Source organism: Streptomyces sp. NPDC092296, from assembly GCF_044755465.1.
Taxonomy (GTDB): Bacteria; Actinomycetota; Actinomycetes; order Streptomycetales; family Streptomycetaceae; genus Peterkaempfera.
This window is the reverse complement of the sequence record NZ_JBIVRB010000005.1, coordinates 144,425-171,030: the sequence shown is the minus strand read 5'-3', so window position 1 is coordinate 171,030 and position 26,606 is coordinate 144,425. Positions and strand designations below refer to the sequence as shown.

Here is a 26,606-nt window from a genome sequence, read left to right as displayed (position 1 = left end):
AACCAGCCCCAGCCGCACCACCCGCACCCCGCGTACCTGCCCGATCCGGACCGGACCCTGGTGAAGCTGGTCGTCGCCGGCCCCTTCGGCGTCGGCAAGACCACCCTGATCCGCACCCTGTCCGAGATCCCCACCCTGCACACCGAGGAGGTGATGACCGAGGCCGGCGCCCCGGTGGACGACATCGCCGGACTGCCCGGGAAGACCACCACCACCGTGGCGGTCGACTTCGGCCGCCTCACCCTCCCCGGCGACCTGGTGCTCTACCTGTTCGGCACCCCCGGCCAGCAGCGGTTCCTCCCGCTCTGGCACGACATCGCACGCGGTGCGCTGGGCGCCCTGGTGCTGGCCGACACCCGCAGGCTGGCCGACTCCTTCGAGGTGATGGACATGGTGGAGGAGCAGGGGTTGCCGTACGCGGTCGCCGTCAACACCTTCCCCGACGCGCCCGCCCACTCCGCCGAGGTGCTCCGCCGCCATCTGGACCTGCACCCGGACACCCCGCTGGTGCTCTGCGACGCCCGCGACCGGGAGAGCAGCGTCGACGCGCTGATCGCACTGGCCGCGCACGCCCTCCACCACCTCCCCCAGGAGCAGCCGTGACCACGCCCCCGCCGGAGCCCGCCGAGCCCGCAGCGTCCGCCGAGCCCGCCGCGCCCGCCGCGCCCGTCGCGCTGTTCGGACCGGCCTTCGCCGCCGATCCGCACGGCCACTACGCGCTGCTGCGCGAGCGCGGCCCGCTGGCGGCCGTGGAGATCGCGCCGGGAGTGCCCGCGCTGCTGGTCACCGACTACCAGGCGGCGCTGGAGGTGCTGCGCGACACCCAGACGTTCAGCAAGGACCCCCGGAGCTGGCAGCAGGGCCTGCCCGCCGACTCCCCGGTGCTGCCGATGCTCGGTTGGCGCCCCACCGCGCTGTTCAGCGACGGGGAGCAGCACGCCCGCTACCGGCAGGCCATCACCGACAGCTTCGCGCTGATCGAGCCGCATCTGCTCCAGGAGCAGGTGGCGCAGGTGGCGGGCGAGCTGATCCAGCGGTTCGCCACCGCCGGGACGGCCGACCTGATCCAGCAGTACGCCCGCCAGCTGCCGCTGCATGTGATGAACGCCTGGTTCGGCGTGCCCGACGCGGACAGCGACCGGCTGGTGGCGGGGATGGCCGGGATGATGGAGTCCACCGCGCAGGCGGCCGCCGCGTACGCGGACTTCGTCACGGTGGTCTCCCGGCTGGTCGCCGACCGGCGTGCCCGGCCCAGCCGCGACCTGATCTCCTGGTTCCTGGGGCACCACGCGGAGCTGGACGACGGCGAGGTCGTCCGGCAGCTCACCCTCACCATGAGCGCGGGCCATGAGCCGACCACCAACCTGATCGGCAACGCCCTGCTGCGGATGCTCACCGACGACCGGTACGCGGGCTCGCTGTTCGGCGGCGCGATGACCGCCCGCGAGGCCATCGACGACGTGCTGTGGCGCGATCCGCCGCTGGCCAACTTCTCCGCCCACTACCCGCGCTTCGACACCGAGTTGCACGGCGTCCGGCTGCCCGCCGGCCAGCTGGTACTGGTCTCGTACGCCGCCGCCAACACCCAGGTCGCCCCCGACCGGTCGGACACCGTGGTGCGGTCCGGCGACGGCGCCCATCTGGCCTGGGCCGCCGGTCCGCACGCCTGTCCGGCCCGTCAGCCGGCGCTGCTGATCGCGATCACCGCCATCGAGCAGCTGACCAGCCAGCTGTGCGATCTGGAGCTGGCCGTCCCGGAACCGGAGCTGGTCTGGCGGCCCGGCCCGTTCCACCGCGCACTCGCCCATCTGCCGGTCCGCTTCTCGCCGCTGCCGGTCCGCACCCCCGACGACGAGGAGGCCGACACCGGCCCGGTCTACCTCCCGGCGGGCTGATCACCAGCCGCGCCACTGCCGGGGCGGCGGGCGCGGGGGCTGCGGCGGCTGTACGGTACCGGCCCGCAGCGGCAGCGCGAGCAGCGCGCCGACGGCGAAGCCCACCACATGGGCCGCGTACGCGACCGTACCGGCACCGGACACGCCGTAACCCGCCGAGTAGAACGCCTGGAGCACGAACCAGAGCCCGAGCACCACCCAGGCGGGCAGCCGCAGCGGGATGAAGAACAGGAACGGCACCAGGCTCCAGACGCCGACCCGGGGGTAGAGCACCAGATACGCGCCGAGCACCCCGGCGATGGCCCCGGAGGCACCGATCAGCGGGGCGGTGGAGTCGGTGTCGAGCAGGGCGAAGCCATAGCCGGCCACATATCCGCAGAACAGGTAGAAGAGCAGATAGCGGACCCGGCCGAGCCGGTCCTCGATGTTGTTGCCGAAGATCCAGAGGAACAGCATGTTGCCCAGCAGGTGCAGCCAGCTGCCGTGCACGAACATCGCGGTGAGCACCGAGAGCGGCGGCGACTTGCGGTAGTCCGGCGGGCCCAGCAGGCAGCCGGGGCCACCCGGGCCGATCGCCGCGCCGCCGGTGGGGACCAGCGCGGGCAGCCGGTCGTGGATCAGCTCCCGGGGGACGGCTCCCCACCGCTCGGTGAACGCCTGGAGGTGGCACAGCTGGGCGAGCGAGGTGCCGCCCGGCGCGGTGACCACGCTCGGGGTCAGCAGGAAGACCACCAGGTTGGCGGCGATCAGCGCATAGGTGACCCACGGCGTGCGGCGCACCGGGTTGCTGTCGTGCACGGGAATGACCACGTCGGCTCCCCTGCCCGGCGCGGGGCCGGGTGAACCGGCGGCCGGTCGCCGCCGCGCGCCCCGTCCCGCGAGCTGTGACCATCGACAGGAGGACGGCGGCAGGAGTCGGCGGGCAGGAGAGTCGGCGGGCAGGACTCGGCGGCAGGAAAGGAAGGGCGGCGATGGCGGAGCGCACATGGCGGGCGCTGGCCGGCACCCCGTGCTGGGTCAGCCTGATGGCGCGCGACCTGGAGATGGCCCAGCACTTCTACGGCGGCCTGCTGGGCTGGGAGTTCCGCTCCGCCCGCTCGGACCGGCTGGGGCCCTATGTGGAGGCGATGGCCGGCGGCTGGACGGTGGCCGGGATCGGGTCGATGGCGCAGAGCCTGGGGTTCCCGGTCGCCTGGACGGTCTTCTTCGCCGCGCTGGACGCCGACGCGGCGGCGCAGGCGGTCCGCGAGTCGGGCGGCACGGTCGCCGTCGGGCCGCTGGGCTTCCAGGACGGCCGGGCGGCGCTGGCGGCGGACCCGGCGGGTGCCGCGTTCGGCATCTGGCAGGGCGAGAAGACACCCGGTTGGCGGATGCGGCGCTCACGGGGGGTTCCGGCCTGGATCGAGTTGCAGACCCGGGACGCGTTCGCGGCGGCGGTCTTCTACGGCGAGGTGTTCGGCTGGGGTTCGGACCCGGACGACCGGGGCGATGTGGCCTGGGAGCACGACCGGGTGGTGTTGCGGGTCGACGGGCACCCGGTGGCCGGTCTGTGCGGCGGCGCCGTGGAGGCCGCGCCCGACCCGCGCATCCGGACCCGCTGGGACGTCTTCTTCGCGGTGCCGGACGTGGACGACGCCGCCCGGCGCACGGTCGGGCTCGGCGGCGAGGTGGCGGTGCCGCCCGCTGACACCCCGTACGGCAGGGTGGCGGCGCTGCGCGACGGCGAGGGCGGCCTGTTCCGCATCGCCGACCTGCGCTCCCCCGACGACCCCGACTCCGCCCCCCGCACCACCCCCCTGAGCTGAGCCGAGAACTACGCGCCCCCCACCCAGGGGCGCGAGGAACTGCGCCACCAACCCCCCACCCACCCCAGCGAACCCCCCAACCCCAACCCCCCACCCACCCAGGGGCGCGAGGAACTGCGCGAACAACCCACCACCCCCGTGAACGTACAAACCACCAGCCCCACCACCCCCGTAAACGTACAAACCACCACCCCCGCCCCCGCAACCGCCCCGCAAACATCCCACCCACCCGGCCCCAAGCCGGAATACCGCCCCCCGACCACCGGTTGGGCCGGATACGGCGGCCACCACCCCGGCGGCCGCGAACCTCCCGCTGCGAGGAGCCCGCGCGATGGCGACTTCGACGATCGAGCTGACCAAGGACGACTTCATCACGACCGTGCAGAGCGACGGCATCCGCCTGGTGGACTTCTGGGCCTCCTGGTGCGGCCCGTGCCGCTCCTTCGCCCCGGTGTACGACCGCGTGGCCGAGAAGAACCCCGACGTGCTCTTCGCCAAGGTCAACACGGAGGACCAGCCCGAGCTGTCGTCGGCGCTGGAGATCCGCTCCATCCCGACCCTGATGGTCTTCCGCGACGGCATCCTGGTCTTCTCCCAGCCCGGCGCCCTCCCCCAGCCCACCCTGGAGGACCTGCTGTCCCAGGTGCGCGCCCTGGACATGGACGAGGTCCGCGCCCGCGCCGCCGCCGAGGCCCAGGGCGACCGGCAGAGCTGACCCCAGCGGGGACCCCGCCACCGTGGCGGGGTCCCCGCCACCCGTACCGCACCCGCCCTCACCCTCCCGGCCCAACCCCGCCCCGGGCCGGAGCACGGACGCCCCCGCAGGTCGGCGCCCGCCCGCCGCCACGCCGCCCGGTGCGCCCCGGCCGGTACGAATTGCGGTTCGCCCCGGCCCGGCGAGCATGGGTCGTACAGGCGTCGAGCAGCCGAACCCGCTCCGCGCCCGGGGCCCGAGAAGCCCGCCGGCGCCGCCGCGGACCCGCCCCGACATCCCCCTCCCGGAGGACGACCGTGGGCCTGCTGACGCGCGACATAGCACTCGACCTCGGAACCGCCGCGACCCGGATCTACAACGCGCACGCCGGCGTGGTGGTCAACGAGCCGTCGGCCGTGGCCGTCAACGTCACCACCGGCCGCATCCTGGCGATCGGCGCGGAGGCCGGCCGGATGGCGGGCCGCACCCCGGCCCATGTGAAGGTGATCCGGCCGCTGCGGGCCGGGAACATCGACGACTTCGAGGTCACCGGCCGGATGCTGCAACATCTGCTGCTGGTCGCCGGGCACCGCATCCCCGCCCGTACCCAGGCGGTGGTCTGCGCGCCCTCGGACACCTCGGGGGTCGGCCGCCGGGCCGTGCTGGACACCTGCCGGGTGGTGGGCGTCACCCGGGTGAAGCTGATCCCCAAGCCGGTGGCGGCGGCGGTCGGCGCGGGCCTGCCGGTGCAGGAGGCGACCGGCACGCTGATCGTGGACGTGGGCGCGGGGACGACCGAGATCGCGGTGCTCTGCCTGGGCGGCGTGGTCGCCGCCCGGTCGGTGCCCGTCTCGGGGGACGCGCTGGACGAGGCGATCCTCCAGCACCTGCGCAGGCAGTACCAGTTGGACGTGGGCCGACACACGGCGGAGCGGCTCAAGCGGGACCTGGCCGCCGCCGAGACGGCCGGCCGACGGCTGTCGGTGCGGGGCAGGTGCTCGTACAGCGGGCTGCCGCGCACCCTGCTGCTGGAGGGCGCCGAGATCCGCGCGGCGCTGCGGGACCCGCTGGACCGCATCGTGTGGGCGCTGACCGCCGTGCTGGACCACTGCCCGCCCGAGCTGTCCCAGGACATCCTGATGCGCGGGCTGACCCTGACCGGCGACGGTTCCCGGCTGCACGGTCTGGACCGGCTGCTCCAGCAGGCGACCGGCACACCGGTGCACATCGCGCAGGACCCCGGGACGGCGGCGGTGCGGGGCGCCGGGCGGTGCGCCGAGGACCCCTCGCTGCGCAATCTGCTGGAATCCGCGCCCACCCGCTGAGCGAAGGCGGTCTGTCCGCTCCCCACGTTGTTTGCCCGGTCCTGATCGGGTTTGTCCGGGCCCTACGGGGAAACCCGAGGCCGCAGGGGGCCCGCAGACGGCGGACGGCGAAGGAGGCTGAGCGATGAGCGGAGCCCAGGTGTACGACGAACCGATCACGGACCGGCGGATGGCGGTCCTCGATCCCGACCGCGCCTCGGTGGGCGAACTGGTCGGCGAACTAGGCAGGGACCTGTCGCTCCTGGTCCACCAGGAGATCGCACTGGCCCGGATGGAGCTCAAGGAGGAGGCGGGCAAAGCCGGCAAGGGGGCCGGCATGCTCGGCGGCGCCGGGTACGCCGGGCACCTGCTGGTGCTGTTCGGCAGCCTCGCCGGGGTGTTCGGCCTGGCCCATGTCATCGGCCTCGCCTGGGCCGCGCTCGTGGTCGCCGGTTTCTGGGCGCTGGTCGCGGGGGTGCTGTTCCTCGGCGGGCGGCGGAAGCTGCACACCGTACATCCCAAACCGGAGCAGACCGTGGAGACGCTGAAGGAGGACGCGCAGTGGGCACGACACCCGAGGAGCTGAGGCGGGAGATCGAGGTGACCCGCCACCACCTGACCCTGACGGTCGACCGGCTGGCCGACCGGGTCTCGCCCGGCAGCATGGCGCACCGCCGTGCCCGGGACACCAAGCGGCGGCTGCGCGGCCTGCGGGCGTCGTTCACCGGCCGGGTCCACGGCGCGGCGGACGGCGTCAGGGGGTCGGTGGTGCATCCCCGCCGTCACCGGGCGGCGGTCCAGCCGCTGCCGGGCACCGGGCAGGTCGTACCGCAGCACAGCCGGCTGCGCCGCGCCTCGGTCACCACCGGCCTGCTGGTCGCCGGTACCGGGCTGGCGGCTGGAGCCCTGCTGCTGCGCGCCCGGCCGCGGCCCTCGCCGGCCCGGCGGCGCCGCCCGCAGCGCGGCTGAGCGGTATGGCCCCCGCGAGTCGGGGGCCATACCGCTGTCCAAAAGTCGTCGAACCGTCCGGCGAGCCGCGCGGAGCGCTGGGTACGCGGGACTGATGGCAGTACGACATGGACTCGTGAGACGGACGCCGCAGACGGTCTGGTCCGTGCTGGCCGACGGCAGCCAGTACGCGAAGTGGGTGGTCGGCACCGCCGAGACCCGCGAGGCGGACTCGCACTGGCCGGAGGTCGGTTCGGAGATCCACTACTGTGTACGGCTCGGACCCGCCCGGCTGCGCAACCGCACGGTGGTACGGGTCTGCGAGCCGCCCCACCGGCTGGAACTCGAAGCGGTGGCCGGCCCGCTGGGCACCGCCCGGATCGCCATCCAGCTCATGCCCTGGGGCAACGCCGAGACCCTGGTGATCGTCGACGAACACCCGCTGCGCGGCCCGGGTTCCCACCTCCACATGGCCCCGGTGGAGATCCTGATCCAACTCCGCCACCGCCGCATGCTCACCCGCCTCGCCAAGGTCGTCGAAGCCGCCCCCTGACCTGGGCGCCCGGCCGTCCGGCCGCTTGGAGCTGGGGCCTGGATTTGCTACTGTCAGCACTATGAGTGCGGAAACCCGGATCGTGGTATCTGGCTCCACCAAGGAGCAGGTACGACTTCTCGCCGCCGGGGCGGGGATTTCCGAGGGCGAGATGGTCAGCCGGCTCGTCAAGAGCTTTCTAGAATCCGCCCATACCGGCAACATCGAAGAGGCGGCAGGTGTCAAGGTGCACGCGGTCTACGAGGGCCAGCGAGCGGACGGGCAATACGATCCGGCGACCCGGAGCCTGACGATCACCTCCGGTCCGGCGCAAGGCTGGTACAAATCCCCCAGCGGAGCCGCAGCCGCCGTACTCCAGGCGCACAACCCCGGTATCAACCCAAATCGCAACGGCTGGTCGTTCTGGACGGTCACCACCACCGGCAAACTGCTCCAGACCATCCGTTGACGTGGCGCCGGCGATGGAAGGGGCGTCGAGGAGAAGAGGGCAGTGGTGGCACCGATCACGCAACCCCGGGTGAGCCGGGCCAGACCGACCGAGCTGGTTGCCCAGGCGCTCTCGGGGGAGATCCGCATTCCCCGCTTCCAGCGGCCGTTCCGCTGGGACGCGCAAGACGCCGTACGTCTCTTCGACAGCATTCTGCGGGGCTACCCCATCGGCAACCTGCTCATGTGGCGCCGACCCGCCCCTCCCGAGGAGGTCGTCTTCGGCGAGCTGCGCATCGACGCTCCCGCGCGGAGCGCCGCGCTACTGGTGGTGGACGGGCAGCAGCGGCTCACCACCCTGGTCGGCGCGCTCACCGCCACGGAGGGGACTGTCGATCGGCGCTTCCGGGTCTTCTACGACCTGGAGACGCACAGCTTCCTGTCAGCCTCGCAATCGCGCCCGGTTCAGGAGGACTGGCTGCCCGTGTCCGTAGCGGTGGACAACAGGCGGCTGATCCCCTGGCAGCGAGACCGCCCTTGGCTGACCGACGACCAGTTCAACGAGTGCGACACGGTCGGAACCGCGATCCGCGACTACGAGATCCCCGTGTACGTGGTGGAGGGCGACGACGAGGGCGCCCTCGGTGAGATCTTTGACCGGATGAACACCTTCGGCAAGCGTCTCACCCGGGCAGAGGTGTTCGAAGCACTGCATTCCGTACCGGACGCAGGCGAGCCCTCCGGCCTGGAAGACCTCCGGAGTCGCCTGACCGGACTCGGCTTCGGCACGCTCACCACCCAGACGGTGATGCAGAGCGTCATGGCGGTCCGCGGCGGCCAGGTGGACCGGGACTTCCGCAACGAGTTCACCGATCACACCGATCGGCATACTGCCTTCGCCGAGGCCGAGAAGGCCCTCAGCCTCACCATCGAATTCCTGCGGGAGCAGGCTGGCATTCCCCATGTCCGCCTTCTGCCGTACGCGATGTTCGTACCGGTCCTCGCCCGGTTCTGTGCCCTGTTCGGCCTGCCGCAGGGACGCCCGGCCGAGCTGCTACGCCGATGGATCTGGCGAGGCTCGATCGTCGGAGTGGCCCCCCAGGGCAACACCGTGGGACTGCGCAGGAATGCGAAGGCCGTGCAGGAAGACGCCCTCGAAAGCGCGACCAGGCTGCTGAACCTGCTGCCACCCGGCGGCGATCAGTGGCAGCCGGACCTGACCCAGACCCGGCTCAACCGCGCGCAGACCAAGGTCAATCTGCTCGGCATGCTCAGCGCTCACCCCGTCATGCTCGTCACGGGCCGCATAGACGGAGAAGAGATCCAGCCAAGGGGGCGTATCGATCAGCCTTCGTTCCTGCCTCGGCTACTGGACACCGGCAGTCCGCTGCTGACCGAGGTCGTCTCCGCAGCAGGAGGTGCAGGCAGCTTGGCGGATACCCTCGCCAACCGCGCCCTCCACCCACCCCTGCCCGGCCGGATAAGCCTTGGCGACATCCTCGCCGTGGCTCCGCCGGAGATACTCCGGTCGCACTGCATGGACCAGGAGTGCGCGACTCTGCTCTACGACGAGGATGTCTCCGCCTTCCTCGAACGCCGAGCGGCCATCCTCAGCGAAACGATCGCCACCCATGTGCAGCGCCAAGCCCTCTGGTCCTTCGACGACGGTCCCGGCACTGCCTCATGGTTCGAGGACGACAGCCCACCCGCCGACGCCTCCGACCCGCCGTTCAGCTGACAGAAAGAGCTCCGACATTGGTGCAGGACGCCGCCGCCACCGTGTTCCTCAACGACCGCCGGGTCGGCGTTCTCGGCTTTCACGGCGGTAACACCTGGTTCGACTACACGGACCTCGCCCCCGACCACCCCGTGCTCGGTCAGGGCTTCCAGCGCGACCCGCGCAAACGCAGGACCGCCAGCGGCAGCGTCCCCGAGTGGTTCTCCAACCTGCTGCCCGAGCCCGGCAGCGGGCTGCGGCGGCTGGTCGCCACCGAGCTGGGACGGACGAGCGTGCACGACTTCCTGTTGCTGACCCATCTCGGTGAGGATCTGCCCGGCGCCGTCCGAGTGATCGTGGACGGCGACCTGTCCGCCATCCCGGAACTGCGGGACGCCGAGGAGTGCACGCACGACCATCCGCTGCGCTTCTCCCTCGCGGGCGCCCAACCCAAGTTCTCCATGGCGGAGGACGGCAAGGCGATGGTGCTCCCGGCCACCGGCCAGGGTGGCGACTGGATCGTCAAGCTCCCTGACCGCCGGTTCCCGGAGGTCCCGGCCAACGAGTTCGCGATGCTCGAATGGGCCCGCCTGGCCGGTATCGAGGTACCGCCCTGCCGCCTGGTGCCGGCGTCCGAACTGCACGGTCTGCCTCGGGGTCTGGTCAAATCCGGCGAGTACGCCCTCGCGGTGCGCCGATTCGACCGCACCGAGGCAGGCCGGGTCCACCAGGAGGACTTCGCGCAAGTGCGGGAGGTCTCTGCGGACACCAAGTACGACCGGGCCAGCTACGCGGGCGTCGGCCGCGTGGTGCGCGCGGTCTGCCCCCCGGACGACTATCCCGAGTACATCCGACGCCTCGCCGCAGCCGTCGTCATGGGCAATCTCGATGCCCATCTCAAGAACTGGACACTGCGCTATCCGGACGGGCGCCAGGCGCGGCTGTCACCCGCCTACGACCTCGTCTCGGTGACCTCCTACCCGGAGTTCACCGAGGATCGCCTGGCCTTCGCCTTGGGCGGCACGCACTCGACCCGGCTGATCGGAACGGAGAACTTCCACCTGCTCGCCGAGGCGCTGCACGCGGACCCGAAGCGGACCGCTGCCATCGCCGTGGAGACGGCAGCAGCGATGGCAGCGTCCTGGCCGGAGGTGAAGCGAAACCTACCGGTACCGGAATTCGTCACCGAACACATCGAAGAACGACTTGAGGGGCTCCCCCTGCTGCGCGGCTGACGGCCGGCGGTCAGCGGGGGGCCGGGCCGGAGAGGAGGCGCTGGGCGGCGGCGAGGCCGGGGGCGAGGAGACGGCCGTGGCGGTGGCCGCGCAGCGCCGCGCGGGCGGCGTTGGCGCCGCAGGCGCCGTGCACGCCGCCGCCCGGGTGGGCGGAGGCCGAGGCGAGGTAGAGGCCGGCCACCGGGGTCTCGGGGCGGCCGGTGCCGGGCACCGGCCGGAAGACCAGTTGCTGGTGGACGGCGGTGGTGCCGCCGTTGAGGGCGCCGCCGACCAGGTTGCCATCCCGGTCCTGGAGGTCCTGCGGCGCCAGGATGCGCCGCTCCCGGACCAGGTCGCGGAAGCCCGGCGCGAAGCGCTCCACCCCCGCCTCCAGCCGGTCGGCGAAGGCGGCCTTCTCCCGCTCGTCCCAGCTGCCGGTGATCCCGTCCGGGCCCGCGTCGCCGCGCACCCGCCGGGGGAGGTGGCTGTACGTCCAGGCGGACTCGGTACCGGCCGGGGAGCGGGTCGGGTCGGCGGTCGTCATCTGGCCGAGCAGCGCGAACGGGCGCTCCGGGACCCGTCCGGTGGCGATCCGGGCGGTGAACTCGGTCATCTCGTCCACGCTCGCCGCCAGATGGACCGTACCGGCGGCGGCGGCCTGCGGGGCGGTCCACGGGATCGGCCCGTCCAGCGCCCAGTCGACCTTGAAGGTGGCGTAGTCCCACTGGAAGCGCCGCATGTCGTCCCGCAGCCGGGCCGGCAGCTCCTCCCAGGCCACCATGCCCCCGTACAGCGCGGGCGCGGGCACGTCGGCCAGCACCGCGCGGGCCGCCGGGACCTCGTCGCCATCGGCGGTGCGCACCGCGACCGCCCGGCCGCCGCGCACCACCACCCGCCGGACGTCGGTGGAGCAGCGCAGCGTGCCGCCCCGGGACTCCAGGCGGCGTACCAGGGCGGCGGTCAGCTCCTGGGAACCGCCCTCCGGCACCGGGAACCCCAGGCTCTGCCCGAGCATCGCCATCAGCCAGCCGAACACGGAGCTGCCCGCCGACTCCGGGGCGAGGTCCGCGTGCAGCGCGCAGCCGGTGAGCAGCAGCGGCCCGCCGGGCGCGCTGAACTCCTCCTCGGCCAGCCGCCGCACCGGCAGCAGCATGAAGCGCAGCAGCCGCAGGCCGCCCGCCGCGCGGACCTTGGCGGCCAGCGCCAGCCCGGAGCGGACCGGGGGGAAGGGCGTGAAGAGGGACTGCATCAGGTGCGGGCCGAGTTCCTGCCAGAGGTCGTACAGCCGCAGCCAGGCCGCGCCGTCGCCGGGGGCGAGTTCGTCCAGCGAGGCGGCGGTGGCGGCGGGGTCGCGGTGCAGGACCGGGCAGCGGCCGTCCGGCATGGGGTGGGCGAGTACGGCGGGGGCGTGCGACCAGCGCAGGCCGTGGCGTTCCAGCTCCAGGGCGTGCAGCGCCGGGGAGGCGGCGGCCAGCGGGTAGAAGGAGCTGAAGAGGTCGTTGACGAAGTCGGGGTGGACGCCCCGGTCGCTGCGGACCGCGCCGCCGGGCTGCGGCTGGGCCTCCAGCACCTCGACGCTCCAGCCCGCGTCGGCCAGCACATTGGCGGCGACCAGGCCGTTGGGCCCGGCGCCGACGACCACGGCGTCGGCCATCAGTCCTCCTCGCTGTGCGGCGCCCCTCGCCGCCACGGGTTCCCGGCGGGGCTGCCGTCCAGGCTCCGTACCCAGCGGGCACCGGCCCACACCGGGCGGCCCGGTCGGCGTGGGCCGGCCGGGTGCGGCCCGGTCGGCGTCGAGATCCGGTCGGCGTCGAGATCCAGTCGGCGTCGAGATCCGGCCAGGCTCGTACGGGGCGGTGACGGGCGCGGACCGGCCGCCTACGCTGCCTGGGCATGCCGAAGACACCGTCGAAGACCGACTTACGGGTCCTCAGACTCGCCGCGCTGCTCGCCCTGCTGATCGGGCTCGTCGGCCTGTCCCAGCCGGCCCAGGCCGCCGATGCCCCGCCGTACCTCACCCTGTCGGTGGACAGGGCGACCGCCCACCCCGGCGACTCGGTGACGGTCACGGTGACCTTCACCAACAACCAGAGCTCGGACGTGCAGTTCGTCTTCCAGTCGTTCCAGCAGACCTACCAGACCATGTACGCGGTGGCGGCGGGCCTGAAGTACACCTGGACCGGCTGCACCGACGCCCTGGGCGCCCCCTGCCCGGCCATCGGCACCGTCCCGGCCTACGCGGCCCCCATCCACCCCGGCGAGTCCCGCACCGCCACCCTCACCTATCTGATCGAGCCCGACAGCGGCTGCGGCGGCGGCATCGAGGCCGGTTTCTACTCGTACCTCTACTACGAGTACGCGGGCGGCGCCGGCACCGAGGACGGCATCACCTACTCCGGCGTCACCCAGGTGCTCTGCCCGGCCTGACCCCCGTCGCCGGCTCGCGCCCCGGGCCGCCGCCGCAGGCGCGGCGGCGGCCCGGGAGGTCCGGCGCGGGTCGTGGGCGGTGAGCCGGACGTGGTGGTGACCGAGGGCCGGGGTGCGCGGCCTCAGCCGCCGGCGGCGGTGGCCCGGTGGTAGAGCGCGGCGACGGCGGGGCCGAAGTAGGAGCTGTACGACACGTCGTCGGTGTCGCCGCCCTGCTGGTGCCCGCCGATGACGCCGATCACCGTCGAGGTGTGGGTGGTGTGGTCCGGGTCGGTGAGCCAGGGGCTGCCGCTGGTGCCCGAGCTGTACGAGGAGCAGGCGATCCGCAGCTGGCTGCTGCCGTAGCGGGAGGCGGTGTTGGTGCAGGACAGCGGCTCGTCCAGCGAGTCGGGGTAGCCGGTCAGCCGGACCTTGCGGGCGTCGCCGGGGTCGATGCCGAGCTTGTTGCCGCCGACCACGTCCTCCAGGTGCTTACCGTCCTGCGGGGCGACCGTGGCGAAGGCCACATCCGCGTCCTCGTCCGAGTGGTCCGTCCAGCTCGGGTCGACGTAGGCGCCGGTCAGCTGCCAGACGCCGTACGGAGCCTGCCCGTCCCGGTAGCCGGGGGCGAAGACCAGGCTGGTGGCGCTGTCGTCCAGGCAGTGCGCGGCGGTGATGATCAGGCTGCCGCCGGGGCTGTCGACCACGCTGGCGGTGCAGAAGTGCCCGTCGCTGAGGCTGCCGTTGAAGAGTGCCCCCACCCGGGACGCCTCCGGCGTCGGGTGCGGCACATGCGGCTTGCCCGGCTGGTGCGCGGCGTGGCCGTGCCCGGCGGTGCGAGCGCGCAGCGCGCTGGTGTGGGTCGCCCCGGTGGCGAGCAGCAGCAGCGACAGCGCCGACACACCCGCGGCCAGGACCGGGCGCCGACGTCGCCGGCGGCCACCGGCCGTCGATGACTTCGCAATCCTCATACCCCTACTGTGCCGGACGTTCCGCCGTGGCCGGCCCCCGCGCGGCCCGGCGGCGCTCCAGCCGCTCCCGTTGCGGCAGCACCGTGTACCTGGGGTCCCTGGCCGACTCCAGGCCCGCGTGGAAGACGCCGAAGCGGGTGCAGGCGGACGCCGCGAGCAGCGCCGCGCCGCTGAGCACCGAGGCGGCCCGGCTGCGCCTGGCCAGCAGCACCCCGGCCGTACCAGCGGCGGAGAGCGCTTCGGAGGCGCGCATCAGCCGCCCGGCGGTGCCGGTGCGGTAGGTCTGGGCGATGATGCCGATCCGGCGTTCCATGATCTTGACGGCGGCGGTCTCCAGCGCCACGCCGAGCACCGCCGCACTGCGCGCCGGGCCGCTCTGCGCGGTCGGGGATGTGACCAACGCCATACCGGAAGCCGCGGCGGCGGCGGAGCCGACGAAGACGAACGGCAGCTCCCGGTGCACCTCGTGCCAGGCCGGTACGGCGGTGTCGGCGGCCAGCACGGCGGTGTACGCGGCGACGGCCGGCCCGAGCAGCGCCGCGCCGCAGGTGGCGGCCCGTCCCAGACGCGGCAGCCGCCCGGCGGCGTCCAGCACGGCGGCGGCGCCGGCCGCCGGTCCGTACGCCGCGAGCAGCCAGGAGCCGACGCTCATCGGGGAGGTCGGCTTGAGGACCCGCAGCATGTTGGCGAACCGGGAGGGGCGGCCCAGATCGTGCACCAGGGCGGCGGCCGAGCCGCTGACGGCGGCCAGCGAGGAGAGCTTCAGCGCCCTGGCCATGGCGGGGCGGCCGGTCAGTTCGGCCCCGGCGGCCAGCACCGAGCCGGCGCCGGCCAGCCCGCCGAGGAAGAAGTACCCGGCGATGTCCAGCGGCGCCCAGGACGGCGGCTTGATCACCGGTCGGCCGTAGTACGAGGTGAACTCGGCCTGCGGCACCATCGCCTGCTCGCCGCGCCGGCCCCGGTGGCGGCCCCGGGAGCGGCGCACGCCCTCCCCCACCAGCGCGTCGCGGCCCGGCCGCTCGCCCCGGATGCCCTGCTTGGTCACGTCGGAGGTGCTCATCGGCGGGTCCTTCCGGTGCGGTCGGCCACCCGGGGGTGGGCGGCGAAGACGGCGGCCAGGCCGCCGAGCAGGGTGGCGGCGGCGAGGGCGGCCTGCCGCCACATGGCGGGCAGGTCGCGGGTGGTGACCACCGGGTCCGGCGGCAGGCCGTACACCTCGGGGTCGTCCAGCAGCAGGAAGAACGCGCCGTCGCCGCCGACGCCGTCCGCCGGGTCGGCGCCGTACAGCCGGGCGTCGGTGACGCCGCTGCGGTGCAGCTGGGCGACCCGGGCGGCGGCGCGCTCGCGCAGCTCCGCCAGCGGGCCGAACTGGATGGACTCGGTGGGGCACGCCTTGGCGCAGGCGGGCTCCTGGCCGGCGCCCAGCCGGTCGTAGCACAGGGTGCACTTGAAGGCGCGGCCGTCGTCGGGGCGCTGCTCGATGACGCCGTACGGGCAGGCCGGTACGCAGTAGCCGCAGCCGTTGCAGATGTCCTGCTGGACGACCACCGTGCCGAACTCGGTGCGGAACAGCGAGCCGGTCGGGCAGACGTCCAGGCAGGCGGCGTGGGTGCAGTGCTTGCAGACGTCGGAGGACATCAGCCAGCGCAGCTCGGTGCGGCCGTCCGGCGAGGGCGGGCCGGGTGTGGTGGGGGTGATGGCGGCCAGCTCGACCGGGGTGGCGGAGCCCTGGGCGGCCAGCGCCAGCACGTCCACGCCGCTGTGGTCGATGTCGACCTCGGAGTGGCCGAGCGGCTTGGTCTGCTCGATGAAGGCGACATGCCGCCAGCTGGAGGCGCCCAGGCCCTGGGTGTTGTCGAAGGACATGCCGGTGAGCTCCAGGCCGTCCTCGGGGATGGCGTTCCACTCCTTGCAGGCCACCTCGCACGCCTTGCAGCCGATGCAGACGGAGGTGTCGGTGAAGAAGCCGACGCGGTCGGGGTGGCCGGTGTGCCCGGCGTCGCCCGCCGGGTCGGGTTCGGGCCCGGCGAGCAGATTGCGGCCGATCAGGGAGTCGGTCATCCCCGGACCTCCGTTCCGGTGCGGTCGGTGATCCCGGCGCGCTCCCGGTACGCGCGGACCAGGGCGGGCAGGGCGGGGCCGCGCGGGCGGCGGCCGGGGCGGATGTCGGCGGTCAGCGCCTTGTCCTCCTGGATGTGGACATTGGGGTCCAGCGCCATCGCGGTCAGCTCATTGGCGGCGTCGCCCCTGGTGTAGCCGTTGGGCCCCCAGTGGAACGGCATGCCGATCTGGTGCACGGTGCGCCCGTCCAGCCGCAGCGGCGACATCCGCTCGGTGACCAGCACCCGCGCCTCGATGGCGCCGCGCGCGGTGATCAGGGTGGCCCAGCCGGTGTGCTCCAGCTTCCGTTCGGCGGCCAGCTCCGGGGAGACCTCGCAGAAGAACTCCGGTTGCAGCTCCGCCAGGTACGGCGACCAGCGGCTCATACCGCCGGCGGTGAAGTGCTCGGTGAGCCGGTAGGTGGTCACCACGTACGGGAAGACCTCGGCGCCCGGGTCGTCGCCGCTGGGGTGCGGCCGGTTGTGCTCATGGTGCAGCAGCTGCCGTACGGGGCTGCGCTGCTGACCGCCGTACAGGGGGTTGCGCACCGGGGAGTCCTGCGGCTCGTAGTGGGTGGGCAGCGGGCCGTCGACCAGCCCGGCGGGTGCGTACAGCCAGCCCTTGCCGTCGGCCTGCATGATGAACGGGTCGATGCCGCTGAGCGCGTCGGTGCCGGTGGCGCCCCGGGCCGGGCGGTGGGTGGGGGCCCGGTCGGGGATGAAGTCGGGGATGTCGTGGCCGGTCCAGCGGCCCTGCCCGGCGTCCCACCAGACCAGCGCCTTGCGGTCGCTCCAGGGGTTGCCGTCCGGGTCGGCGGAGGCGCGGTTGTAGAGCACCCGGCGGTTGGCGGGCCAGGCCCAGGCCCACTCGGCGGCGATCCAGTCCTGCTCGGTGTGCGGCTTGCGGCGGGCGGCCTGGTTGACGCCGTCGGCGTACACCCCGCAGTAGATCCAGCAGCCGCAGGAGGTGGAGCCGTCGTCCTTCAGCTCGGTGTACGCGGACAGCGGCGCGCCGTCCGGGCCGCGGCCGTTGATCTCGGCGAGGACGGCCTCGGCGCTGGGCTCGTCCAGCGGGCCGTGGGTGGGGTAGTCCCAGGCCAGGTCGAGGATCGGGCGGTCCATCGGGTCGGTGGAGCCGGCCAGCCGCTCCCGGATGCGGCGGCCCAGGTGGTAGAGGAACCACAGGTCGCTGCGGGCCTCGCCGTCCGGCTCCTTGGCGGCGAAGTGCCACTGGAGCATCCGGTTGGTGTTGGTGAAGGAGCCGTCCTTCTCGGTGTGCGCGGCGGCGGGGAAGAAGAAGACCTCGGTGCCGATGTCCTCGGTACGCAGCTCGCCGGTCTCGATCTCCGGGCCGTCCTGCCACCAGGTGGCGGACTCGATCAGCGAGAAGTCCCGCACCACCAGCCAGTCGAGTTCGGCCATGCCCAGCCGCTGCATCTTGGTGTTGGCGGAGCCCACGGCGGGGTTCTCGCCCATCAGGAAGTAGCCCTTGCAGGTGCCGTCGAGCTGGGCGAGCACCGTCTCGTAGGTGCTGTGCGAGCCGGTGAGGCGCGGCAGGTGGCCGAAGCAGTAGTCGTTCTCCTCGGTGGCGGCGTCGCCCCAGTACGCCTTGAGCAGGCTGACCACGTAGGACCGCATGTTCGCCCAGAAGCCGTTCTCGGTCTTCACGCCGTCGACGAAGGCGTCCAGGTCCTCGTGCTGGTGGGCGTGCGGCATCGGGATGTAGCCGGGCAGCAGGTTGAACAGGGTGGGGATGTCGCTGGAGCCCTGGATGGAGGCATGGCCGCGCAGCGCCTGGATGCCGCCGCCGGGGCGGCCGATGTTGCCGAGCAGCAGTTGCAGGATGCAGGCGGTGCGGATGTACTGGGCGCCGACCGTGTGCTGGGTCCAGCCGACGGCGTAGACGAACTCGCTGGTGCGGTCGGGTCCGGAGTTCTCGATGAGCGCGCGGCAGACCTCCAGGAAGGTGTCGCGGGGGATGCCGCAGGTCCGCTCGACCAGCTCGGGGGTGTAGCGGGCGTAGTGCCGCTTGAGGATCTGGTAGACGCAGCGCGGGTGCTGGAGGGTCTCGTCGCGGTGCGGGCCGCCGGGGAGGGTGCCGCCGCCGGTGATCGCGGCGCCGCCGGAGCCGTGCGACTCGCCCTGGCCGGACTCCGCGACGCTGCGGCCGCCCTCGCTGCGCTCCTCGTACAGCGTGTCGCGCTCGCCGGAGGCCGACTGCACCTCGACGCCCTCGTACTGCCAGGTGTGCGCGTCGTAGTGGCCGCTCTCCTCGTTGAGGCCGGAGAAGACGCCGTCCAGGTCCTCGGTGTCGCGGAAGTCCTCGCCCACGAGGGTGGCGGCGTTGGTGTAGTTCAGCACGTACTCGCGGAAGTCGGCGCCGGTGCTCAGCACATGGTTGACGATGCCGCCGAGGAAGGCGATGTCGGTACCGGCCCGGATCGGTACGTACAGGTTGGCCAGCGCGCTGGTGCGGGAGAAGCGCGGGTCGACGTGGATCACCTTGGCGCCGCGCGCCTTGGCCTCCATCACCCACTGGAAGCCGACCGGGTGGGCCTCGGCGAAGTTGGAGCCCTCGATCAGGATGCAGTCGGAGTTCTGCATGTCCTGGAGGAAGGTGGTGGCGCCGCCCCGGCCGAAGGAGGTGCCGAGGCCGGCGACGGTGGAGCTGTGGCAGACCCGGGCCTGGTTCTCGATCTGGACGATGCCCAGGGCGGTGAACAGCTTCTTGATCAGGTAGTTCTCCTCGTTGTCCAGGGTGGCGCCGCCCAGGTGGGCGATGCCCAGCGTGCGGTTGACGGCCGCGCCCTGCTGCTCCCACTGCCAGGTCTCGCGGCGGGTGCGGATCACCCGGTCGACCACCATGTCCAGCGCGGTGTCCAGATCCAGCCGCTCCCAGTCGGCGGCGTACGGGCGGCGGTAGAGCACTTCATGGCGGCGGGCGTCGCCGGTGGTCAGCTGGAGGGTGGCGGAGCCCTTGGGGCAGAGCCGGCCCCGGCTGACCGGCGAGTCGGGGTCGCCCTCGATCTGGACGACCCGGTCGTCCTTGACGTACACGTTCTGGGCGCAGCCGACGGCGCAGTACGGGCAAATGGACTTGACCACCTTGTCGGCGGTCTCGGTACGCGGCCGCAGGGCCCGGGTCGCCGCGGAGCTGGCCGCCGCGCCCCGGCCGAGCGGGTCGGTGCCGCTGAGCTGCCGGTACACCGGCCACTCCTGGATCCAGGTGCGTACGCCCATGTCGTGTCCTCTCACGTGGACCGCTGCCGCGCAGAGGCGGGTGCCCAGTCGGCGGCGCTTCACGCCTGGGGTCACCCGGGTCGCCTTCCCGGGCCCACGCGGGCGGGCGTGGCGGCACCGAAGGGGAGAGCGCTCTCCGTTTTGGCCGAACCGATCAGCTTACTCCTGGCACTGCTGACGGACCATCAGTTGACTGCGACGGTGGCCCACTCCCCCTGGGCGAGGTGCGGACATCCGCCCGACAAGGGCCGGTTCGCGGCAGCCACCCCCGCACCCAACGGCACGTCACCGTCCGTGACCCGCCCGGCAGCGGGCGGTAGATCACGTCTGCACGACCCTTGACACAGCTTGAACAAGGGCGGAAACATCACTGCCCAGGAGAGCGCTCTCCCACCCAGGGGCGCTTTCCCGCACCACACGGTCCGACCCACACCCCCGCTGGCGGCGGTCGATCGGCCGTGGCCCTCCCCACCCCCTGACTCAGGAGAGTCTCCATGCTTGCTCCGCCCTCCCGTCCGCCGACCTCGCGCAGGTACTCGCGGCGCGCCCTGGCCGGGACGGTCTCGGCCGCCCTGGTCTCCGGACTGCTGCTGTTCGGGCCCGCCGCCACCGCGCACGCCGACGCCGCCCTGCTCTCCCAGGGCAAGACGGTCACCGCGTCGAGCCAGGAGAACGGCGGCACCCCCGCCACCAACGCGGTCGACGGCGACAACGGCACCCGCTGGTCCAGCGCCGCCGCCGACCCGCAGTGGATACAGATCGACCTCGGCGCCCCGGACAAGGTCAGCCAGGTCGTCCTGAAGTGGGAGGCCGCGTACGCCAAGGCGTACCAGATCCAGCTCTCCACCGACGGCACCAACTGGACCACCGCCTACTCCACCACCAACGGCCCCGGCGGCAACGAGACCCTCAACGTCTCCGGCACCGCCCGCTACGTCCGGCTGTACGGCACCCAGCGCGCCACCGGCTACGGCTACTCCCTGTGGGAGTTCCAGGTCTACGGCAGCACCGGCAGTGACGGCGGCTCCGGCACCGGCGGCGGTTGCAGCACCGACAACGCGGCCAAGGGCAAGCCCGCCAGCGCCTCCAGCCAGGAGAACGGCGGCACCCCCGCCGCCAACGCGGTCGACGGCGACAACGGCACCCGCTGGTCCAGCGCCGCCGCCGACCCGCAGTGGCTCCAGGTGGACCTGGGCTCGGCCCAGCCGGTCTGCCAGATCGACCTGCGGTGGGAGGCCGCGTACGCCAAGGCGTACCAGATCCAGCTCTCCACCGACGGCGCCAACTGGACCACCGCCTACTCCACCACCAACGGCCCCGGCGGCAACGAGACCCTCAACGTCTCCGGCACCGCCCGCTACGTCCGGCTGTACGGCACCCAGCGCGCCACCGGCTACGGCTACTCCCTGTGGGAGATGGCCGTGCACACCGGCAGCGGCAGCGGCACCGGCGGCGGCACCACGGGCGGCGGCGACACCGGTGGCGGCGGCACCACCGGTCCGATCACCGGCGGCGGCGACCTCGGCCCCAACGTGATCGTCTTCGACCCGTCCACGCCGAACATCCAGGCCAAGCTGGACGAGGTGTTCACCAAGCAGGAGTCCGCGCAGTTCGGCACCGGCCGGTACGCGTTCCTGTTCAAGCCGGGCACGTACAACAACCTCAACGCGCAGATCGGCTTCTACACCTCGATCGCCGGTCTCGGCCTGTCGCCCGACGACACCCTGATCAACGGCGATGTGACCGTGGACGCCGGCTGGGCGGCGGGCAACGCCACCCAGAACTTCTGGCGCTCCGCCGAGAACCTGGCGCTCAAGCCGGTCAGCGGCAGCGACCGCTGGGCCGTGGCCCAGGCCGCGCCGTTCCGCCGGATGCACGTCAAGGGCGACCTCAACCTGGCCCCCAACGGCTACGGCTGGGCGAGCGGCGGCTACATCGCCGACAGCAAGATCGACGGCACCGTGGGCAACTACTCGCAGCAGCAGTGGTACACCCGGGACAGCCAGATCGGCGGCTTCTCCAACGGCGTCTGGAACCAGGTGTTCTCCGGCGTCCAGGGCGCGCCCGCCCAGGGCTTCCCCGAGCCGCCGTACACCACGCTGGACACCACCCCGGTCTCCCGCGAGAAGCCGTTCCTGTACCTGGACGGCAACACCTACAAGGTGTTCGTGCCCGCCAAGCGCACCAACGCGCGCGGCACCGACTGGCAGAACGGCACCCCGCAGGGCAGCTCGCTGCCGCTGAGCCAGTTCTACGTGGTCAAGCCGGGCGCCAACGCCGCCACCATCAACGCGGCGCTCGCCCAGGGCCTGAACCTGTTGTTCACCCCGGGCGTCTACCACGTCGACCAGACGATCAACGTCACCCGCGCCGACACGGTGGTGCTGGGCCTCGGCCTCGCCACCATCGTCCCGGACAACGGCGTGACCGCGATGAAGGTCGCGGACGTGGACGGCGTCAAGCTGGCCGGCCTGCTGATCGACGCCGGCACGGTCAACTCGCCGTCGCTGCTCCAGGTCGGCCCGGACAACGCGTCGGCCAGTCACGCGGCCGACCCGACGACCGTGCAGGACGTCTTCATCCGGGTCGGCGGCGCGGGCCCCGGCTCCGCCACCGCCGGCATGGTGGTCAACAGCAATGACACGATCATCGACCACACCTGGCTGTGGCGCGCCGACCACGGCGCCGGCGTCGGCTGGAACACCAACCCGTCCGACTACGGCCTGCTGGTCCGCGGCAACAACGTCCTGGCCACCGGCCTCTTCGTCGAGCACTTCAAGAAGTACGACGTGGAGTGGTCCGGCGAGAACGGCAAGACGATCTTCTTCCAGAACGAGAAGGCGTACGACGCCCCCAACCAGGCGTCGATCCAGAACGGCAACACGCTGGGCTTCGCCGCCTACAAGGTGGACGACTCGGTCAACACCCACGAGGCGTGGGGGCTCGGCAGCTACTGCAACTTCACCTCCGACACCTCGATCCGGATGGACCACGGCTTCGAGGTGCCCAACAAGCCGGGCGTCAAGCTGCACGACGCGCTGGTGATCTCGCTGGGCGGCAACGGCCAGTACAACCACGTGGTCAACAACACCGGCGGCCCCACCTCCGGCACGTCGACCATGCCGTCCCAGGTGGTCAACTACCCGTAGGGAACCGCCCCCCGCACCACCTGCCCCAAGCCGCCGCCCCCCTCCCCGGGGGCGGCGGCCCTTTTCGCGGGCCGGACGCCCCCTCAGTCCGCCGAGGACTCCCGCTCCGGCGGCCGGTTGCTGACCACCGCCGCGGCCGGCCGCTCGTCCGGCGGCGCCGGCAGCCGCACCCGGTCGGTGTAGTACCAGTTGCTCAGCAGCGCCCGCAGCCACCCGGCCCGCCCCGCCGCCTCCCCGACCGGCAGCGGCGCGGGCACGTCCCGGACCAGCGCGGTGTACCGCCGCCCGGCGGCCACCTCCCGGCGCCCCTGCTCGAAGCCGCCCGCCACCCCCTGCCGGACGAACCCCGTCTCTTCCCCCTCCGTCAGCAGCTCCTCCTCATGCGCCTGGAGGCCCAGGCACACCCGCTTGGTGACCCAGAACGCGACCACCGGCAGCACGAAGAACAGCGTCCGGAACACGTACACCAGGAAGTCGACCGAGAGGTGGAAGCTGTACGCGATGACGTCCTGCCCACCGGCGGCCAGCATCACGGCGTAGCTGGTGACGGCGGCGGCGCCGAGCCCGGTGCGGACCGGCCGGTTCCGGGGCCGGTCGCAGAGGTGGTGCTCGCCCCGGTCACCGGTGAGCCAGCGTTCGAAGAACGGATAGGCGTACAGCACCATGAAGAGCACCCCGGGCAGCACCACGGCCGGGAGCAGCGGGTTCCAGGAGAGGGTGTGGCCCCAGAGCCGGGTCTCCACGCCGGGCATCAGCCGGATGGCGCCCTCCAGGAAGCCGACGTACCAGTCGGGCTGGGCGTCGGTGGACGCCTGGTCGGGCCGGTACGGGCCGTACATCCAGACCGGGTTGATCTGCCCGATCGCCGCCAGCACCCCGAGTACGCCGAAGACCATCAGCAGCAGGCCGACGGACTTGGCGGTGTAGTGCGGGAAGAGCGGCGGCCCGACGACATTGCGGTTGGTCCGGCCCCGGGCCGCCCACTGGGTGTGCTTGAGGTACACCACCAGGATGAGGTGCACGGTGATCAGCGCCAGCAGCGCGCCGGGGACCAGCAGGATGTGCACGGTGTAGAGCCGGGGCACGATGTCCTGCCCGGGGAACTCGCCGCCGAACAGGAACATCTGGAGGTACGTGCCGACCAGCGGGATGGCCAGCACGATGCCCTCGGCGGTGCGCAGCCCGGTGCCGGAGAGCAGGTCGTCGGGGAGCGAGTAGCCGGCGAAGCCCTCCAGCAGCGCCAGCAGGAAGAGGGTGACGCCGATGACCCAGTTGACCTCGCGGGGGCGGCGGAAGGCGCCGGTGAAGAAGATCCGCAGCAGGTGGACGCCGATCGCGGAGACGAACAGCAGCGCCGCCCAGTGGTGGATCTGCCGGAGCAGCAGGCCGCCGCGTACGTCGAAGCTGATGTCCAGGGTGGAGGCGTACGCCTCGGACATCCGTACGCCGTGCAGCGGCTGGTAGCTGCCGTGGTAGACCAGCTCGGCCATGCTGGGCTTGAAGAAGAGGGTGAGGTAGACGCCGGTGACCAGCAGGATGACGAAGCTGTAGAGGGCGAGCTCGCCGAGCAGGAAGGACCAGTGGTCGGGGAACGCCTTGCGCAGCAGGGCCCTGGCGCCGGCCATCACCGGGAGCCGTGCGTCCAGGGCGGTGGCCGCGTGCTCGGCGGAGCGGGCCGTCCTCCGCCGGAACCGTTCCCGTTTCCTGGACAGCAGCATGGGCCCTCGTGTCTCCTCGGCCGACGGGACGGAGCAGGAGGTACGGGTCCCCTGCGGCGCGTGGTCGAAACGGGGCCGTTCCGGGGAGCCGGTGCCAGCAGGCCATTGGTCAGTGTCAGGTGATTCCAATCCCGTTGGCCGTCAAATACCCCCTTTCGGGCTAACGGAGGGGCGTTCCCGGCACGGCGTCGCGCTGGGGGCCCCAGCATCCTCCCTGTGAGCGAACGGCTTCTTCACCGGATCGGCCGCCGGATCGGTGTGGCGGCGGTATTGGCCCTGGCTGCCGCCGGGGTGGTCGGCGTCGGCTTCTCGGCCGCCGCCCCGGCGTCGGCTGCGGCGCGGGTGTGCCGCTGCGGGCCGCCGCCCTGGCCCTTCCCGCACCACTCGCATCACCCGCACCATCCGTGCCGGCACCGGCCGCCGAGACCACCGACGACCCCGCCCCCGACATCCGAGCCACCCACGCTCCCGCCGCCCACCTCAGCCCCGCCCACCTTCGCCCCGCCGACGACCGAACCCCCGACGCCGGAGCCCCCCGCGCCGCCGACCCCGGTGCCGCCGACCCCCGCGCCGCCGACCCCGCCCAAGCCACCACTGCCGCCCAAGCCGCCGAAGCCACCGGTGCCGCCGAAGCCACCGGCCGCCCCCACCCCGCCGGTACGGCCGACGCCGCGCCCGGTGGCCGTACCGCCGCCCGCCCCCAGCCCGAGCCCCACGCCCGGTCCCATCAGTCCCAGCCCCACCCCGGTGGCGGCCCGGCCCACGCCGGTGCCGACCGTGTCCGCGCCGCCGCTGGTGGTGCACCGGGCCGCGCCGCCCGCCGCGCCCAAGCCGCACGGCAGGTCGGTGGTCACCACCACCCTGGTCGTCACCGTGCCCGCCGTGCTGGCCGCGGCGGCCCTGCGGCCGCGCTCGCGCACCGGCCGCAGCCGTGGCCGGTCCTCCTGACGCCGGTCCGTCCCCTCTTTCCCGCCTCGCCCACGGAGGTATCCCGTGTCCGAATGGCTTGCCCTCACCATCGCCATGGTGGCCGCCGGTGTGGTGGTCGTCGCCGTGGTGACGCTGCGCCAGCGGCGCATCCCGGCCGACGACGATCCGTCGGAGACCCCGGACGTGATCGAGTACATGGTGATGATGGTCGGCGTGGTCTACGCGATCGTGCTGGGCCTGGCCATCGCCGGAGTCTGGGAGGGCCGCAGCGGCGCCCAGGCCGACACCCTCCAGGAGGCCCAGGCGCTGCATGAGATCAGCGAACGGGTCCAGGTGTTCCCGGCGGCGGTCCGCGACCGGACCCGCGCCGACATCGACGCCTATGTCTCCTATGTGGTGCACACCGAGTGGTCGTACATGGCCGACCACGGCGGTCTCACCGACAAGAGCGCCGCCCTGCTGGAGAAGGTCCGCCGCGATGTCAGCGACCACGCGCCGGCCAATGACCTGGAGGGGCAGGCGTACCAGCCGATCGTGGACCAGGTGGCGCTGGTCGACCAGGCCCGCACCTCGCGCGGGCAGAACGCGGGGGCGACCATGCCGCCGCTGGTCTGGTTCGGCCTGATCTCGGGGGCGGTGGTCACGGTGGGTCTGATCTTCACCCTCCAGATCCGGCGCTCGGCCCGCGAACTGCTGCTGGCCGGGGTGTTCAGCGCGCTGATCGCCTTCCTGCTCTTCCTGATCTGGGACTTCGACGCGCCCTACGCCCGGGGCCTGTCGGTGACGGCCGGACCGTTCCTGGACCTCTTCCCGCACCTCGGCGGCTGAGCGGTCCGGGTGGCGCGGGAGGACGCGGCCCGCCGTACCGTTCCGGCCGTTGACACGGCGGGCCGCCGCGATGAATGCTGAGCAAGCGCTTATTCAGACGCCCTCTCCGCCCCCTCCCGCACGCCTCACGACAGGAACGGACATGCGCCTCTTCGACGGGCTCGACGCACTCGCCGCAGCCAAGGGCGAGCACCTCGGCCACAGCGACTGGCACACCGTGACCCAGCAGCAGGTCGACCTCTTCGCCGAAGCGACCGGCGACCACCAGTGGATCCACGTCGACCCGGCGCGGGCGGCGACCGGCCCGTTCGGCGGCACCATCGCGCACGGCTACCTCACCCTCTCGCTGATCCCCATGCTGACGTCCGAGATCTTCCGGGTCGACGGCCTGGCGATGGCGGTCAACTACGGCACCGAGAAGGTCCGCTTCCCCTCCCCGGTCCGGGTCGGCTCCCGGGTCCGCTCCGGCGCCGAGCTGGTCGACCTGCGCGAAGCGGCGCTGGGCAAGCAGGCCGTGGTGCGGCACACCATCGAGATCGAGGGCGGCGCCAAGCCCGCCTGTGTGGCCGAGACCGTCTCACTGCTGGTCCCCAAGACGGCCTGAGGCGGCCGCCGACCCGGCCGCGCTGGGTCGGCGCCCCCGCGACTCCCTCGCCCACCTCCCGGCCCCCTGAGCCCGCCCCCGGCCAGGGACGCGAGAAACCGTCGC

23 protein-coding genes are annotated in these 26,606 nt (G+C 72.8%); 16 read left to right on the top strand and 7 right to left on the bottom strand.

Annotated elements, in window-relative coordinates; genetic code table 11:
- The first annotated feature begins 36 nt into the window (after positions 1-36).
- Together ACIQGZ_RS15750 and ACIQGZ_RS15745 are read left to right on the top strand one after the other, a co-directional pair.
- Positions 37-603, top strand: a complete 567-nt coding sequence (locus ACIQGZ_RS15750; protein ID WP_402602381.1) for a GTP-binding protein — start codon at positions 37-39, stop codon at positions 601-603.
- Entirely contained in the window at positions 600-1,895 is a 1,296-nt protein-coding gene (locus tag ACIQGZ_RS15745; RefSeq protein ID WP_402602202.1) for a cytochrome P450, read from the top strand. Before ACIQGZ_RS15750 ends, ACIQGZ_RS15745 begins: the two co-directional genes overlap by 4 nt.
- Here the strand turns inward: ACIQGZ_RS15745 and ACIQGZ_RS15740 are convergent, their stop codons facing one another.
- Positions 1,896-2,705, bottom strand: coding sequence for a rhomboid family intramembrane serine protease (locus tag ACIQGZ_RS15740; protein WP_402602201.1), 810 nt, complete (start codon positions 2,703-2,705; stop codon positions 1,896-1,898).
- Positions 2,706-2,866: 161 nt separating this feature from the next.
- On the opposite strand from ACIQGZ_RS15740, the gene ACIQGZ_RS15735 reads away from it, so the two are divergent.
- From ACIQGZ_RS15735 to ACIQGZ_RS15695, 9 genes are all read left to right on the top strand, one after another.
- The gene (locus tag ACIQGZ_RS15735) at positions 2,867-3,700 is read left to right on the top strand and encodes a VOC family protein (RefSeq protein WP_402602200.1); all 834 of its coding nucleotides are present in this window, start codon (positions 2,867-2,869) and stop codon (positions 3,698-3,700) included.
- A gap of 331 nt (positions 3,701-4,031) precedes the next feature.
- Positions 4,032-4,415: a thioredoxin gene (gene trxA, locus ACIQGZ_RS15730; RefSeq protein WP_402602199.1), complete on the top strand. Its 384-nt coding sequence runs from the start codon at positions 4,032-4,034 to the stop codon at positions 4,413-4,415.
- Between the two features lie 296 nt (positions 4,416-4,711).
- A complete protein-coding gene (locus ACIQGZ_RS15725) occupies positions 4,712-5,719 on the top strand; it encodes a rod shape-determining protein (RefSeq protein ID WP_402602198.1) in 1,008 nt (335 codons plus the stop codon).
- Positions 5,720-5,843: 124 nt separating this feature from the next.
- Positions 5,844-6,284, top strand: a complete 441-nt coding sequence (locus tag ACIQGZ_RS15720) for a phage holin family protein (RefSeq protein WP_402602196.1) — start codon at positions 5,844-5,846, stop codon at positions 6,282-6,284.
- Positions 6,260-6,667, top strand: coding sequence for a DUF3618 domain-containing protein (locus ACIQGZ_RS15715; RefSeq protein WP_402602195.1), 408 nt, complete (start codon positions 6,260-6,262; stop codon positions 6,665-6,667). The genes ACIQGZ_RS15720 and ACIQGZ_RS15715 overlap by 25 nt, the downstream gene beginning before the upstream one ends.
- A gap of 94 nt (positions 6,668-6,761) precedes the next feature.
- The gene (locus ACIQGZ_RS15710; protein WP_402602194.1) at positions 6,762-7,199 is read left to right on the top strand and encodes an SRPBCC family protein; all 438 of its coding nucleotides are present in this window, start codon (positions 6,762-6,764) and stop codon (positions 7,197-7,199) included.
- A gap of 61 nt (positions 7,200-7,260) precedes the next feature.
- Entirely contained in the window at positions 7,261-7,647 is a 387-nt protein-coding gene (locus ACIQGZ_RS15705) for a hypothetical protein (RefSeq protein WP_402602193.1), read from the top strand.
- 45 nt (positions 7,648-7,692) lie between these two features.
- Positions 7,693-9,363 (top strand): DUF262 domain-containing protein, encoded by a 1,671-nt coding sequence (locus ACIQGZ_RS15700; protein ID WP_402602191.1) that lies wholly within the window; start codon positions 7,693-7,695, stop codon positions 9,361-9,363.
- Between the two features lie 20 nt (positions 9,364-9,383).
- Entirely contained in the window at positions 9,384-10,577 is a 1,194-nt protein-coding gene (locus tag ACIQGZ_RS15695; protein ID WP_402602189.1) for a type II toxin-antitoxin system HipA family toxin, read from the top strand.
- A gap of 10 nt (positions 10,578-10,587) precedes the next feature.
- On the opposite strand, the gene ACIQGZ_RS15690 is transcribed toward ACIQGZ_RS15695, so the two are convergent.
- Positions 10,588-12,210 (bottom strand): phytoene desaturase family protein, encoded by a 1,623-nt coding sequence (locus ACIQGZ_RS15690; protein WP_402602188.1) that lies wholly within the window; start codon positions 12,208-12,210, stop codon positions 10,588-10,590.
- A 239-nt stretch (positions 12,211-12,449) separates the two neighbouring features.
- Between ACIQGZ_RS15690 and ACIQGZ_RS15685 the strand changes: the two genes are divergently transcribed.
- Positions 12,450-12,983 (top strand): hypothetical protein, encoded by a 534-nt coding sequence (locus ACIQGZ_RS15685; protein WP_402602186.1) that lies wholly within the window; start codon positions 12,450-12,452, stop codon positions 12,981-12,983.
- Between the two features lie 122 nt (positions 12,984-13,105).
- Here the strand turns inward: ACIQGZ_RS15685 and ACIQGZ_RS15680 are convergent, their stop codons facing one another.
- The 4 genes from ACIQGZ_RS15680 to fdh are packed head-to-tail and all read right to left on the bottom strand — an operon-like array spanning position 13,106 to position 19,272.
- Positions 13,106-13,933 carry a trypsin-like serine peptidase gene (locus tag ACIQGZ_RS15680; RefSeq protein WP_402602185.1) on the bottom strand — a complete coding sequence of 276 codons (828 nt, stop codon included), beginning with the start codon at positions 13,931-13,933 and terminating at the stop codon, positions 13,106-13,108.
- Positions 13,934-13,937: 4 nt separating this feature from the next.
- Entirely contained in the window at positions 13,938-14,993 is a 1,056-nt protein-coding gene (nrfD, locus tag ACIQGZ_RS15675) for an NrfD/PsrC family molybdoenzyme membrane anchor subunit (protein WP_402602184.1), read from the bottom strand.
- Positions 14,990-15,994 (bottom strand): 4Fe-4S dicluster domain-containing protein, encoded by a 1,005-nt coding sequence (locus ACIQGZ_RS15670; RefSeq protein WP_402602183.1) that lies wholly within the window; start codon positions 15,992-15,994, stop codon positions 14,990-14,992. Before ACIQGZ_RS15670 ends, nrfD begins: the two co-directional genes overlap by 4 nt.
- Complete coding sequence (gene fdh / locus ACIQGZ_RS15665) at positions 15,991-19,272, bottom strand: formate dehydrogenase (RefSeq protein ID WP_402602182.1); 3,282 nt, start codon at positions 19,270-19,272, stop codon at positions 15,991-15,993. Before fdh ends, ACIQGZ_RS15670 begins: the two co-directional genes overlap by 4 nt.
- A gap of 494 nt (positions 19,273-19,766) precedes the next feature.
- Here fdh and ACIQGZ_RS15660 point away from each other — a divergent pair, with 494 nt between their 5' ends.
- A complete protein-coding gene (locus tag ACIQGZ_RS15660; RefSeq protein ID WP_402602181.1) occupies positions 19,767-22,421 on the top strand; it encodes a discoidin domain-containing protein in 2,655 nt (884 codons plus the stop codon).
- 83 nt (positions 22,422-22,504) lie between these two features.
- On the opposite strand, the gene ACIQGZ_RS15655 is transcribed toward ACIQGZ_RS15660, so the two are convergent.
- The gene (locus ACIQGZ_RS15655; RefSeq protein WP_402602179.1) at positions 22,505-24,139 is read right to left on the bottom strand and encodes a cytochrome bc complex cytochrome b subunit; all 1,635 of its coding nucleotides are present in this window, start codon (positions 24,137-24,139) and stop codon (positions 22,505-22,507) included.
- Positions 24,140-24,916: 777 nt separating this feature from the next.
- Between ACIQGZ_RS15655 and ACIQGZ_RS15650 the strand changes: the two genes are divergently transcribed.
- The 3 genes from ACIQGZ_RS15650 (at position 24,917) to ACIQGZ_RS15640 (ending at position 26,501) form a co-directional block, all read left to right on the top strand.
- Entirely contained in the window at positions 24,917-25,087 is a 171-nt protein-coding gene (locus tag ACIQGZ_RS15650) for a hypothetical protein (RefSeq protein WP_402602177.1), read from the top strand.
- A gap of 45 nt (positions 25,088-25,132) precedes the next feature.
- The gene (locus ACIQGZ_RS15645) at positions 25,133-25,897 is read left to right on the top strand and encodes a hypothetical protein (protein WP_402602176.1); all 765 of its coding nucleotides are present in this window, start codon (positions 25,133-25,135) and stop codon (positions 25,895-25,897) included.
- Positions 25,898-26,039: 142 nt separating this feature from the next.
- On the top strand, positions 26,040-26,501 hold the full coding sequence (locus tag ACIQGZ_RS15640) for a MaoC family dehydratase (protein ID WP_402602175.1): 462 nt from the start codon (positions 26,040-26,042) through the stop codon (positions 26,499-26,501).
- Positions 26,502-26,606 lie beyond the last annotated feature (105 nt).